Genomic DNA, 12,891 nt, shown 5'->3' with positions numbered 1-12,891 from the left:
GGATTGCGACAATGTCGCCGCGCCAGTGGGTCTTAGACTCTTTGCGCCTGCGTCTCCTCAACTGCGCAGGTCGCTATCCCCTCTTCTGGTAATCCTTGAGAATTGGCCAAATTCCACGGGAAGCACTATAGCAAATTGTCCTATGACAATGCAAGGATTATCATAGGACAATTTTCAAAACAGGTTATCTATTTTGAGGATAGTTCATCTATTGTGAGCCGCGCGCTGGTGCACTAAGCCCACTACATAGACCAAATCCTGCTCAGCAAAATAGCGGTAGATTATATCGAAGGGGTCTACAACGACTTTGCGAACCGTGTCGCCGAAGCGTCGCTTGATTGAAGTGGGCAGTATCCTCGACCCCATCTCGGGCGCAAACTCAAGAAGAGATACCGCATACCATATCTCCTCGCGCTTTGAGTCCATGTATACCTGGGTCATATCCTCAACAAAGCCTTCAGAGACCTCGACTTTAGCCACGACCAAGCCTCTTTTCGACTTCGGCTCTTGCTTCCGCTACGCCATGGAATACACGCCCGGCCGCAAAATCGGCCTCTCCCCTCTCGAGCACTTCCATAACTCTTCGCTCGTACAACGCCTCCTCTACAGCACGCGCTTTTTCTTGTGCTAAAACATCCTCGGAGCAAAAGATGTAAGCAGCATTGCCGTTCTCGGTAATGTGGACCACTTCTTCAGCAGCCCTGTCTTTAATTTCTCTTTGCTTGGTTTTCAAGGCGGCAAAGGAGTAGATAGGGGTAGCCCTTGGTGCCTCATATGCAGGAACTGGCATGGCAATCTCCTTAAAGTTCTTAGTTAGGTATCTATATAGTACTCAAAATCGATACCTTATTCAATATCAAATTCAGTTCCATAGATCAACGGATTCTGATTTGCGCTTCTGCCGCTTCTTCGGCCTCACCGATGGCTACTGGCTTCGCGCCCAAGAAGCCTACGACCTGGAAATCACAAGGCGCAAGCTCGCCCCCGAGCTCAAGCGAATCCGTCCCTTCAACCAAGCTGCCTGCCTGTAGGAATCTAGAATCCCATCGCCTTCAACCGCTCCAAAGCGGGCGCGGCGTGGCGGGCGCCGGCTTCGGGATACGGCTCGGAGGCAATCGCGATGCCGAGGCGAACATCTTCCGCCGCCTTTCCAAGCACTTCGTCTACGACGCGAGCAGGCAGGCCCCATGAGCGGGCCTCAGCTACAATATTCTCTCGCTCGATCCTATCGATGCGAATGCGGCCATCGATGCGCAAGCCCATGAACAGCACGTTCGGCGTAATCTCAAGGGCTGGCACGACGTCATAGAGCGGCGCGAGGCACACCTCGTCGCCCCCGTGGAGCAGCGCGTAGTTCTTGGCGTGAGCGTCGGTATTTCCCAGAACGGTGTTCACGAAGAGATGCCGCAGCAGCCGCTTGCGCTCTTCCAGCGAGTCGGCGGCATAGCGGGACAGCAGCTCGGCAATGCCCTTATAGGTCGGATCGCTTTTCGTGGGCGTCGCTGTTGCCGCGTACTTGCGCCCCGGCTCTATGCCGAACGCCTGCGCGCAGTCTTCCTGGTGCAGCCGCACGAGCCCCCGTTCGGTTTCAACTCGGTCGAAGCGTTCCACAGCCAGCGTAGGCGGCGCGTCGGGCAAATCGAGAATGGCCGAGCCAGCCGTCTCCGTCACATGTCGCGCGACCTCCATTCCCCATGCTTCCGCTTCGACTAATCCTGCAAGCCGGCCCTGGGGCTGCGGCTTCAATATATGTGTTGAAGGAGCCCCGTCCAAAGGAAGCGCCACAGAATTCAAAGCCCTATGGCCCGGCTCGGCCGCAGCCCAGTCTTCTGATCTCGCAATCACGCACAGCTTCTCCTGAAACCCGCCAAGCGACACCCGCAGAGAAGATGCGTCATCGTAAGGGTGCGACGGCAATGCCGCCAGGCGCGCCGACAGTTCCTCGGGAGTCAATCGCTTCTCGCGCGGCAGCTCCTGGCTCGCACGCGCCAACGCCCAATCTTCCGAGGGCATCACCTCAACGGCGCCGGCGCACTCCCAACCAATCTGGGCGAGCAATCCGAAATAGTCGCCCTCGGCAACGCCGTAGAACCGCTGCAGCTCAGCGAGCCTCGCGTCTTCGGGCAAAAGCCCCGAGAACCAGGAAAACGTCCGCCGGACACCGAAGGGTTCCTCTTGCACGCAGAGCGCCGTTGAGAGCAGAGGCGAAAAGGGGCGCTCCGAAACCGTCTCTTCCGAGAACGCGAAACGAGCGCCATTCTTCGTGCGAGCCAGTTGCCCAATCTTCTCGCCGCCGAGGCGAACCTCAAGGGTCTCGGAATTCACTGTTGACCCCCTTCTTGGCGCGAGCGCAGAAGCGACACCACCGACGCAGGGGCATCATGCACTTCGGCTTGAGCGCCCTTGGGGAGCACCACCAGCTTCAAGCCCAAATCGCTGATGGCACGCATGAGGGTCTGGGAGCTGACGCCCTTGCCATTTTCAAGAGCCGAAAGGGTGGCGTGGGAGGCACCGATGATCTCGGCGAACTCATCTTGGGTGTACCCCTTTTCCTTGCGGGTTTTCTGGAGAAACGACCCGAGCTGGTCAAGGCCGTACACATTGGTCCACTTCATCGTACATCTCCCATCGGATATCAATTTTTCTTGATATTAGCCGATATCGGGAAAATGTCAAATATTCTTGATAGATTGGAAAACGAGGTGATTGTCAAATATTTTTGACAGTTAGCCCTTGAGCAGGTCGCCCAGGCCCTCGTTGAAGCCCTCGGCGAAGGCGCTAGGGATGACGACGGTGCCCTTGCCCTCGCGCAGCGACTCGTTCAGCAGGTGCATGGTGCGCAGGCGCGAGACCGCCTCGTGGTCGCCGATGAGCCCTTCCATTTCGTCCAAGATCTCGTAGATGTCGTGCTCCGCCTCCATGAGGATGATGCGGGCCTTCTTGCGTTGCTCGGCCTGGGCCTCCAGACTCATGGCCTCCTGCAGCTCCTTCGGCAGCAGAATGTCGCGCACCTCCACCGAAAGCACGGTCACGCCCCAGGGCGCCACCTTCTCCTCCAGCACCCGTTTGAGCTCCCGATCCAGCTGCTCGCGGCGGATGGCCACCTCGGCGGCGCTTGCCCGGCCGATGGCGTCGCGCAGGGCCGTTTGGGCCGCCATCTCCACGGCGCGGGTGAAGTCGCCCACTTCGGTGCAGGCCGCGGCGGCGTCCCACACGTGCCAGAACAGCACGGCGTCCACGTTCATGGGCACGAGATCGGCCGTCAGCGTCTCCTCGGCGTAGAAGGTGGTCACCCGGGTGCGCGTGTCCACCCGCATGGTGTTCGACTCGATGACGGGAATAGTCCAGAACAGCCCCGGCCCCGACACGCGGTTAAAGCGCCCGAGGCGAAGCACCACCACGCGCTCCCACTGCTGAGCGACATGGCAGCAGCCGATGGCGAGCAGCGCCGCGAGGGCCGCCACCACGATGACCTCCAACGTCACACGGCCGACCGTAAGCCAGCCGATGCCCAGCACCGCAGCGAGCACCGCGACGAACAGCACGGCGGAGAACAGCAGCACGCCCGTCGAGGACGCACGCTCCCCCACCACCTCCGTGGCCGCATCGGGCGCCACGCGGAACCGGCGCTCGCCGGAAGACTTCTCCTTGCGGGACATTTAGGCTCCCTTCTCGGCCCGGGCTCCGGGCTTCTCGAAATCGATGATGCGGGCAGACACCTCGCCGCGCTCACGGGCCTCATCGTACTTCAGGCGCTTGATCTTTCGGCTCATGGCGCGCTCGATATCGTCTAGTCCCATGCCCAGCTCGCGACACGAGGCGATGCACTCGTCCAGCACCGCGTCGGCCTCGCCCTCCCCTTCCGCACCCATCTTCGCACCCAAATCGGTCACGAACACGCCACGACCCCGCGTCGATTCCAAATACCCGTCGGACACGAGGCTCAGGTAGGCCTTGTTCACCGTGTTGTAGTTGATGGAGATTTCCGAAGCCAGGCCGCGCACCGTGGGCAGCTTGTCGCCGGGCGCCAGGGTGCCGTCGTTGATGAGGTAGGCGATGCGGTTGCGCAGCTGCACCCACAGGGGCAAGTCGCTTGTCGGATCAACTTCGAAGGGAAACATGGACGACCTTTCTCTCAAGGACTAGAAGGGGACGGAAACAACGGGCAGCATCCCGGCCGCCACTACGACCGCGCGCAAACAGGCGCCGCCAACAAGAACGCAACCGGCGCTGGCGAGCAACGCGCGCGAGGCGAGAGACGCCTCGGCGACGTCCTTACTCGCATTGCAACGCGCGAGGACAGCCTCTATCGCAAAAGGAGCAACAAGGCCAACGAGCACAAGGCCGCCCCAGAACGGCAGAGAGCACGCACCGTTCAATACGGAGGCCACCGATGCCAACGCGGCCGCATCGGTAGGCGTTGCCCCCGAGGAAGCCGAGCCGCCGTGTTCCAGCCACGCTGCACCGAGCCACAGCGCCACGACGACCGCCTCCAGGGCAAGGAGAACCATATCGGCGCGAACGACTTGCCGCATCGTTCGGCCGAAAACCGTCGCCATTCCCGAAAATACTGCCACCATGCCCACAAGCGCCACTCCGCACGAGAGAGCCGAGATCGCGAACAGCCCCGGCAGCCACGGGCCGAACCACAACGGCACCGACGGCATACCCGACAGCAACAGTCCCGTATAGATCACCGCGACGAAAGACACCGCCGCAAGCAAGACAGCGAGCGCTCTGAATAGAGGCAGAGACACCGACGGCACCCCGAGCCACACAAGAAGCATGGCTGCCGCCAACGTGCCACAAAGCAAAAGTGCCCAGAATCCTACGACCAGATAATTCGAAGGGGATGAAACCGCCAGCAAAAGGATGCGATCGAGGCGCCCCACATCAGCCGCAAGGCACAGGGCCCCCAGCACTAAGACTACCAGCGAGGCCACGAGTATCGGCACGAACAGTCGGCGATAGGCAGCGCTTCCGTTGTCTCTGAAGCGCACAACCACTCCGCGGCTCACGGCTCTCTCGTCAGCGAGGAGCATCAGCACTGCGGCAATCAAGAGCGCGCCCGCCCCTGTCCCTCCCAGAAAGAGGTAAGCAACCACCAGTTCGCTGAACACGACTCCTCCTCTTGCCCTAGACAATGCCTACGGAACCCACCGACCCCGCATTCCGGCGTTAAGATTATCATAAGACAATCGAAGAAGCGATGTGTCCGTCAGGAAAGATTCAGGGAGAGCAGCACCAAGAATTTCGAGTTGTTAGACATCCAACGCGCTCGCAGGTGATTGCCTGCTTCCATCTTGTCTTCTCATATATCGTATTTTATTACTTTTCTTACACATTTTGTTCTGCCACAGTTTTTGAGCGAACCATCGCGCGTACCTAAAGTCTAACAACTCGAAAAAACAGCCCGAATCCGACGGCAAGCTTTTCCGAGAAGGCCTTCGTTCCCGATTCGCACGGTTAATTCACGTTGAAATCGCGCCGCTTTTGCGTCGGTTACAGCAACACCTTCACGCCGAAGTAGGCGAGCACCAGCAAACCTACGATGATGCGGTAGACGCCGAACGCCGTGAAGTCGTTCTTCTTGATGTAGCCCATGAGGAACTTGATGGAGATCACCGACACCACGAATGCCGTCACGATGCCCACCACGAGCACGGCGATCTCGGTGGCCGTCATGGCCAGACCCACGGCCATCAGATACTTGATGAGCTTCAGCACGCCCCAGCCGAACATGACGGGAATCGCGAGAAAGAACGTGAACTCCGCCGCCGCCGTGCGCGAGCAGCCGCACAGCATGCCGCCGATGATGGTGGAGCCCGAGCGCGACGTGCCGGGGATGATGGCAAGCATTTGGAAGCAGCCGATCTTCAGCGACGTCTTCCAGTCGATCTCGTCCACGGTGCGCACGCGGAACAGGGCCATCTCGGCGTCGTCGCCATCGTCGCCCGGACCCACCTCGGGCACGGGACGCGCATGGGCGCCGCGGGGACGCCGGGGGGCGCGACTGGCCAGATAGGCTGCCTCGCGCCGACGGTTACGACGCTCCAGCAGGATGAACACGACGCCGTAGACGATAAGGGCGATGGCCACCGTCCACGCGTTGTAGAAGTACTCGTTGAAGAAGTCGTCCAGCGTAAGCCCGATGGCCGCCGCTGGGATGCAGCCGATGGCCACCATGCCCCACAGCCGCCACGTACCGCGCTTCTCGACCGACGTCTTTCTCGGCGAGAACGGGTTCAGCTTATGGAAGTACAGGATGAGCACGGCCATGATGGCACCCAGTTGGATGACCACCAAGAACAGCTCCAGGAACTCCGCCGACACGTTCAGCTTCACGAACTCGTCCACGAGAATCATGTGGCCCGTGGAAGAGATGGGCAGCCATTCGGTGATGCCCTCCACGACGCCGATGAAGAACGCCTTCAGAACTTCGATGAACATGTCCACAGAAACTGCCTCCGTACGATTTGCTTGCCTGTCGGCCCAAGCGGCGAGCGGCAACCCAGGCCAGAGCGCGCCGCCAACACGAGGAAAAGCGCACAAGGGGCACTCCCTCTTTCGAGCCTCGGAAATGCTATCACGGCACTGCGAATCGTCAGGATTCCTACGGAGAAAGTCCACGTTTGTCACTTTGGTCTACCGAGGCGCCGGCCAGCCCAGCGCTCGCAGCGCGCGACACAACCCGTCGTGTCGCGCGTGCCGCCCATTCCACCACGGCTTGTGGACATAGCCGATTTCATGTCAGATACAACATATCAAGCAGGTTCGTTTTCCCTGATCAAGGCCTCTTTTCGAAAGCAACGATGCGCCAACGAACACCAAGCATCGTGGTAATAAAACTATCGAAGATCGCACTTTTACCAACGATGTCAGTTCCATTGGGGTATCATGGGACACCCGCGAGAGACCGGAAGCGAAATGTTTTTCCGGCCCGGCAAACGCAGCTTTCAACTCAACAGGCCTCGCCCTCTTCCTGGCGCTCAGGCGCACTGCGGCACAACCCGCGGCGCACGGACGTCCTTGCCTCATCACGGATGCGCCCACCAACCGAAGGGTCTCCCCCTTCCGACAAAAGGATACTATCATGCTGAAAGCTGCCCACCCCGGCGGTCTGATCCCGCCCATCCTCCATCCCTCCCCGCTCAACCGCGAAAACACCGGCGAGCGCACCGACCGGACGGGCGCGCTCCTGTTCGCAGGCGCCGTGGCTTCCTTCGGGCTAGCTCTCGTGCTCATCGGCGCTGCCGTTTCGTTCGCCGCCGGAGCGCCAGCGCCGGCGAACCTCGACCAGTCGACCCTCGTGTTCGGATCCTTGGCAGCGGCCTGCGCCCTGGCGGCACTCGGCATGATGCTGGCCTTGCGGGAGAGAAGCCTGCGCACGCAGCAAATGCGCCGCGTCACCCGTGCCGAGCAGATCCAGGGAGAGCTGGACAGTCTGGGCCTCACGCCCAAGGAGATGCCCATTGCCAAGCTCATCCTGCAGCATCAAAGCTATGCGACCATCGCCGCCGAGCGGCACCTGGCCGTGCGCACGGTGCAATTCCATGCCACGAATATCTTCCGGAAGGCCTATGTCAGCAATCGGCGCGATTTCGAGCGTGTCATCCTGGCCGACGAGCGCAACGACGACCGGAGCGACGGCGGCCGTCGCGACACTCCCTGCTGCCGCAGCAACCAAACGACACCGCCCGACGGCCGAGGCGCCGCGCGCCCCGGATGCGCCCTCCGCGGCCAAAATACCTGCTTGCCCGGGGGCGGCTCCGACAACCCGGCGACGGGCCTCCCCGCGCAAAACCCTGGCAGCGAGCAAGAGCGCGGAGATCCCGACCGTCCCGCTGGCAGCCCCACGACCCTCCGCAGCAGGGCAGCCCTGCGCCACGGCAGGCAGGAGGGAGGACGGCCATAGCCAGCGCCGTTCGCTAGCGCGCCCGCCCATCTGCTAGGCGGCGCCGGCACTCGCAGGCGCGTCCGCGAGAGGTCATCATTGGGGAAACAGACGCCCGCGCGCCGCCTTCGTCGTGGTGCCCGCGTGCTACCATGAACCCATGAGCAACTTCGCCGACATAGCGTGCCCTGCATCGCCGCAACTCGAAAGCACAACGACCGCCTCCCCTGACGGCCGCCCGAAAGACTCGGCAACATTTGCGGGAAGCCGCTCTCGAAAGACGCCCGACGTCCCCGAAGGCGAGATGCACGGCCACGGCTCCGGCGGCCCCAAGGACGTCTGGACGCACAACGTGGAAGCCACCGCGTCCCTCCTCATCGCCTTCGGCACCCTCATCACCACCTGCAGCGCCCAGGGCCTTTTCACCCCCTCGACCGCCAGTCGGTGGATTCTCGAGTACCTCGTTCCCTTCCAGCTGCCGATTTTCTACTTCTGCCTGGGCTTTCTCTACCAGCGCTACCGCACGACGCGCACCCCTCGCGCCTGGGGCCAGAACCTCCGCCGCGAGCTGGCGCTCATGGGCATCCCCTTCGCGGCGTTCACCGTGCTCGTGCTGCTCACGAACTCGGCCGTCGGCGCTCAGCCGCCCTTGTCGGTCGCCGATCTCCTCCGCGCGCTCTTCATCGAGCCCGTCATTCCCGTCGGCTACTTCTATACCTGCCTCATCATTTACGCCATCACCCCCACCGTGAAGAGCCGCCGCAACGCCAGCGGCCTCCTGTTCGCCGCCGTCGCAGCGAAAGCGGCCATCGTGGCGCTCGCTTCGCTGCCCGCCACCGCCGAGATGGCCACGCGCCTCCCCTACGCCGTCACCTCCGTGGCCGAGAACTGGATCTGGGTCGCCGGCGGCATGGCCATGGCGCTCTACCGGGGCCTGCCCCTCGTGCGCGGATCCGAGAAGGCCTGGGCCCTCGGCGCCCTGTGGGTGGCCACCAGCGTGATCGCCTTCTACGCCGGCTGGACCGGCGAGACGTCCCACGCCGTTCTGGACGCGCTCGGCGTGCTGTGGGCGACCTCCCTGTTCTCCACCGTGTTCCGCAGCGGGCGGCAGAACCGCTTCTACGGCTTCGTGACCCGCTACACCATGGCCATCTGGCTCTTCCACGGCATCTGCCTCGCCCTGTACTTCCATCTTTGGAAGGCGGCCGGCATCTCCATCGCGGCAGCACCGTGGATGGCGGCCGCGGGGGCGGCGCTCGTCTGCTACGGCATGCCGGTGCTGATCATGGCCGCCCTTTCGCGCCTTGGGAAGGCCGGCATCATCGTGTATCCGGCCCGCTATCTGCCGCCCGCGCCGGCCACCATGCTCCGGAAGACGCCGCACTAACGTATACTAGGGCCCATGAACAAGTCGCAAACATCTTTCCTGGCGGGGCAGGACCCGTATCTGGCGCCGTTCTCGTCCATGACCGACGGGCAGCTGCGCGACCCCAAGCAGCTCGTGGGCCTGGCCCGCGCCATCGACCCGGAGGGCGCGCCGGAGCGCTTGGCGTCGGGCCTGTTCGTCGCTGAGTCCGTGAACGTCATCGACCGCGCCCTTAATGCCGGGTGCGTCCCCTTCGCCGTGCTCACCGATGCGCGCTGGCTCGCCGCCTCCGAAGCGCTCTTGGAAAAGGTGCGCGCGGCTAATCCGGCCGCCCCCGTGGCCGTGGTCTCCTCGGAGGAGATGCGCGCCATCACCGGCTACGAGATGACCCGCGGGCCCTTGGCCGCCTTTCACCGGCCGCCCGAGCCCGACCTGGCCGCCCTGCTTACTGGCGCCCACCGCGTCGCCGTGCTGGAGGACGTCACGAACTACACCAACATCGGGGCCATCTTCCGCAGCGCCGCCGCCCTCGGCATCGATGCGGTGCTGCTCACGCCGGCCTGCCACGACCCGCTGTTCCGCCGCGCGTCGCGCGTTTCCATGGGCACGGTGTTCCAAGTGCCCTGGGCCCGCATCGGGCACGCGCGCGATTGGGCGGCCGAAGGCGTGGCGCGCCTGCGCGAGGCCGGCTTTGTCACAGCCGCCCTGGCCCTGGCCGACGACGCGCTTTCCATCGCCGATACGCGCCTGAAGGCAGCCGACAAGCTGGCCCTCGTACTGGGCACGGAAGGCGACGGCCTGGCCGCCTCCACCATCGCCGCCTGCGACTGGACCGTGCGCATCCCCATGCACCACGGGGTCGATTCCCTGAACGTCGCCGCCGCCAGCGCCGTCGCCTTCTGGGAAACCCGCCGGGAAGGCTAGCGTCGCGCAGCCACATCCCGTAGGGGCTGACCTTGGTCAGCCCTCATCAGGCAAGGTTATCCCTCTTGTGAGGGGCGACCGAGGTCGCCCCCTACGAATGGAGCGGAAGCTCGGCCCCCTACGAGCCGGTCGGAAGTCCCATGGCGTTCGCGATCGCCATCGTCACGCCCACGGCTATCACGCCCACGACAACCAGCGCGATGCCCAAGATTCGCAAACGAGCTCCCTGCAGAAGGCGAAGCCTCGGAGCCGCCCGACGTAAAACGCGGACGTCGGTCAAAATGAAAAGAAAGCCCGTGAAGAACGGAATACCGAACGTCCAATACTGAAAGGCGATCAGCCAGAACGGCCAGGTGGCGTAACGTTCGTCGGGCGTGAACGGCATTGCGATGAGAACTGCCATGAACAGCAGCCACACCACCAAGAGGGCGACATCGACCACGAGCCCTGCCGTCTCACCGGAGGAGAGCGTCGAGAAAGCACGCCTTACCCGAGAAACGACTACGCCATGCGGTCTGTCATCGATCGGAGCTGCGGCACTCACCGCCGTCGCGGCCCAATCCGCAGGGGAAACCCGACCCGCGCCGGCGACCTGGGTCACAACGACACCCCGGTCTGCAGGAGAAGCCCCGGCTGGGGCGAGCGCCGCGAGGAACGCAGACTTCAGGTCGCGCACCGTCTGGAAGCGGGCCGCCGGATCAAAGGCGCAGGCACGCTGGAGCACGGGGCGCAGCGCGAAAGGCACTTCCGGCCCCGCGAACCCCGCCGCAGCCACCGACGGCGACGGATCGCGCTCGGCCAGCAGGTAGTAGAGCAGCATTCCCAGCGCGTACACGTCGCTGCACTCGTCGGTCTGCCCGTAGCCGAACTGCTCGGGCGGCGCGTAGCAGCGCGTGCCGAAATGAGCCGTGTCCCCCGCAGCCCCCTCGCGAAAGGCCCGGGCAATGCCGAAGTCGATGATCGTGAGACCCGCATCGCTCACCACGATGTTCGTCGGCTTCAAATCGCGATGGATCAAAGGCGGCGAGAACTGCTCGTGCAATTCCATCACCCCGTCGCAAAGGAGTGGAAACCACTGCGCCGCCAGGGCGACCGATCCGTCGCGTTCGTACACCTCGTCCCGCAGTGTGCGTCCCTGGATGTATTCCATGACCACCACCAGCTCGTTGCCAGTGGTATGAACATCGTAGATGCGCGGCAAATGTCGGAAGCGACACCCGGCGCGCTGCGCTTGGAACAAGTGGCCGTAGGCGTCTCCCATGGCCGCATCAGCCGCGATGCGCTTGCGAACGAACGGTCCGAGCTCCGCCGCGTTGGCCCCCACAAAGTACACCACCTCGGTCGCCTCATGGGGCGCCGTCTTCAATACCTCATCGACGCGATAGCACACGTCGCGGGCAAGGGCGTCAAGGTATGCGGCAAGAGGGTCGTTTTCCATAAATGCCATGGTACCAAAGTTAGCTAATGGTCGCCTCGCCGAACCGGTAAAGCTCCTCCTCAGTCTTCTGCAGCGTATAGCCATGGCTGATGGCGAAGATGACAATGGCATCTCGCCGATTCTTGCAATACAGCTCGTTGGCGCCTCCCGCCTGCAAAAGGCGGTTCGTCTCGCGCAACGAGCATCCCATAGCGAAGGCAAGTTTCAGCAAGTTATCCCGCGAGGCGCGCCGAGCGCCGGTGAAAATCTGGTAGCCGAAGGTCTCGTTGATACCGGCCTCTCTCACCACCACTGAGCGCTTCAGCCCCTTCTCTAGCAGAAGGGCGTCCAGGTACTCCGCCAAGCTGCGCTCGCCCACCTCGCGCCGTTTGATGAACGCCCGCGGATCCGGCGCGTCCAAGAGCTCGGCCAGCATATCCTCTGTCAGCGGTTCCTCCACGCGCTTCTTTCTCCTTCGACCCATATCACGAAGCCCCTATTGTAGCGCCTCGAGCGCCCGCCTTCGGAGACGGGCGCCCGAGACGTGCGCCATCGGGCACGCTAGCTCAGCGAGAACGTCTGCTCGGCCAAGACGGCGTCGCTGAAGCTCAAAAGCTCCTCGACCTCAACCGTGATGTCGCTCATGTCCTCCAGGGCGTAGCCCATCTCCACCGTCGTAGAGGAACCAGACTTCACATCGCTCGAGTACTTCTCGGAATCCCAATCGCTGCCGATGGCTGTGCCCAGCTCAACGCCGTTTTGGAACACTTTGGGATAAAGCGCCACCATGAAGCTGGTCGCCTCGTCGGAATTGTTCGTGAAGGTGTAGGTCACCACGGCAGCCGGATTTCCCTGGTAGTCCTCAGTCACCCGGCAGCCGTCGATGGTCACGCCGTAAGCGGCCGCGTCCGATGCGCTCTGCTCGGCCGCCTGGGGCTCAGTCGCAGATCCGGAATCTTCGACCGCTGCACCCTGCGCCGTCGCCGTGTCAAGCCCGCTCTCCTCCATGGCCTGGTCGAGGGCGGCGCTGAAGGCGCTCTGCATTACGAGCACGAGAATGAAGGCGATCACGGAAAGCACGAGGCCGGCGATCCCTAGGCCCTTGCCGCTCTTCTTCCCCTTCGAAATACCTACCAATCCAATGATGGCGAAGACGATGCCGAGAATGGCCAAAAGGAAGGAGAGGTTGTTGATAATCGGCAGAATCGACGTGACCAGTGCCACGATTCCCAATACGAGAGAAGCCACGGCCATAGCCGAGCGAGGTTGCGTTTCCATAGATGATTCCCT

Annotated in this window: 15 protein-coding genes; 4 read left to right on the top strand and 11 right to left on the bottom strand. The window is 62.7% G+C overall.

Translation table 11 applies throughout. The features are described from left to right. Positions 1-204: 204 nt before the first annotated feature. Complete coding sequence (locus ACW4LP_RS00695; protein ID WP_278570710.1) at positions 205-480, bottom strand: hypothetical protein; 276 nt, start codon at positions 478-480, stop codon at positions 205-207. Continuing rightward, positions 473-790: a hypothetical protein gene (locus ACW4LP_RS00690; protein WP_223900591.1), complete on the bottom strand. Its 318-nt coding sequence runs from the start codon at positions 788-790 to the stop codon at positions 473-475. Before ACW4LP_RS00690 ends, ACW4LP_RS00695 begins: the two co-directional genes overlap by 8 nt. On the opposite strand from ACW4LP_RS00690, the gene ACW4LP_RS00685 reads away from it, so the two are divergent. Next, entirely contained in the window at positions 789-1,031 is a 243-nt protein-coding gene (locus tag ACW4LP_RS00685) for a helix-turn-helix domain-containing protein (RefSeq protein ID WP_278570709.1), read from the top strand. The two genes, ACW4LP_RS00690 and ACW4LP_RS00685, sit on opposite strands and share 2 nt — an antisense overlap. A gap of 4 nt (positions 1,032-1,035) precedes the next feature. Here the strand turns inward: ACW4LP_RS00685 and ACW4LP_RS00680 are convergent, their stop codons facing one another. From ACW4LP_RS00680 to ACW4LP_RS00655, 6 genes are all read right to left on the bottom strand, one after another. Then, complete coding sequence (locus ACW4LP_RS00680) at positions 1,036-2,325, bottom strand: HipA domain-containing protein (protein ID WP_278570708.1); 1,290 nt, start codon at positions 2,323-2,325, stop codon at positions 1,036-1,038. Then, a complete protein-coding gene (locus ACW4LP_RS00675) occupies positions 2,322-2,615 on the bottom strand; it encodes a helix-turn-helix transcriptional regulator (protein WP_022739321.1) in 294 nt (97 codons plus the stop codon). The genes ACW4LP_RS00680 and ACW4LP_RS00675 overlap by 4 nt, the downstream gene beginning before the upstream one ends. Positions 2,616-2,726: 111 nt before the next feature. Further along, a complete protein-coding gene (locus ACW4LP_RS00670) occupies positions 2,727-3,659 on the bottom strand; it encodes a slipin family protein (RefSeq protein WP_455803374.1) in 933 nt (310 codons plus the stop codon). Next, positions 3,660-4,121, bottom strand: a complete 462-nt coding sequence (locus ACW4LP_RS00665; RefSeq protein ID WP_114539269.1) for a GntR family transcriptional regulator — start codon at positions 4,119-4,121, stop codon at positions 3,660-3,662. It abuts the gene before it with no gap. 21 nt (positions 4,122-4,142) lie between these two features. Further along, complete coding sequence (gene nrfD / locus ACW4LP_RS00660; RefSeq protein WP_173114072.1) at positions 4,143-5,120, bottom strand: NrfD/PsrC family molybdoenzyme membrane anchor subunit; 978 nt, start codon at positions 5,118-5,120, stop codon at positions 4,143-4,145. 382 nt (positions 5,121-5,502) lie between these two features. Further along, entirely contained in the window at positions 5,503-6,450 is a 948-nt protein-coding gene (locus ACW4LP_RS00655; protein WP_278570699.1) for an undecaprenyl-diphosphate phosphatase, read from the bottom strand. A gap of 643 nt (positions 6,451-7,093) precedes the next feature. Between ACW4LP_RS00655 and ACW4LP_RS00650 the strand changes: the two genes are divergently transcribed. The 3 genes from ACW4LP_RS00650 to ACW4LP_RS00640 all read left to right on the top strand — a co-directional run bounded on the left by ACW4LP_RS00650 (position 7,094) and on the right by ACW4LP_RS00640 (position 10,184). After that, a complete protein-coding gene (locus ACW4LP_RS00650; protein WP_022739316.1) occupies positions 7,094-7,915 on the top strand; it encodes a helix-turn-helix transcriptional regulator in 822 nt (273 codons plus the stop codon). A 283-nt stretch (positions 7,916-8,198) separates the two neighbouring features. After that, positions 8,199-9,281, top strand: a complete 1,083-nt coding sequence (locus ACW4LP_RS00645) for an acyltransferase family protein (RefSeq protein WP_278570697.1) — start codon at positions 8,199-8,201, stop codon at positions 9,279-9,281. 15 nt (positions 9,282-9,296) lie between these two features. Beyond that, positions 9,297-10,184: a TrmH family RNA methyltransferase gene (locus ACW4LP_RS00640; RefSeq protein ID WP_455803373.1), complete on the top strand. Its 888-nt coding sequence runs from the start codon at positions 9,297-9,299 to the stop codon at positions 10,182-10,184. 118 nt (positions 10,185-10,302) lie between these two features. Here the strand turns inward: ACW4LP_RS00640 and ACW4LP_RS00635 are convergent, their stop codons facing one another. The 3 genes from ACW4LP_RS00635 to ACW4LP_RS00625 all read right to left on the bottom strand — a co-directional run bounded on the left by ACW4LP_RS00635 (position 10,303) and on the right by ACW4LP_RS00625 (position 12,879). After that, a complete protein-coding gene (locus tag ACW4LP_RS00635; RefSeq protein WP_455803372.1) occupies positions 10,303-11,622 on the bottom strand; it encodes a serine/threonine protein kinase in 1,320 nt (439 codons plus the stop codon). Positions 11,623-11,641: 19 nt separating this feature from the next. Continuing rightward, positions 11,642-12,061 (bottom strand): helix-turn-helix domain-containing protein, encoded by a 420-nt coding sequence (locus ACW4LP_RS00630; protein ID WP_022739312.1) that lies wholly within the window; start codon positions 12,059-12,061, stop codon positions 11,642-11,644. Between the two features lie 101 nt (positions 12,062-12,162). Continuing rightward, positions 12,163-12,879 carry a DUF5067 domain-containing protein gene (locus ACW4LP_RS00625; protein WP_418686071.1) on the bottom strand — a complete coding sequence of 239 codons (717 nt, stop codon included), beginning with the start codon at positions 12,877-12,879 and terminating at the stop codon, positions 12,163-12,165. Positions 12,880-12,891 lie beyond the last annotated feature (12 nt).

The organism is Adlercreutzia sp. CNCM I-6215 (assembly GCF_977072315.1).
This window is presented reverse-complemented; position numbering and strand designations above follow the sequence as displayed.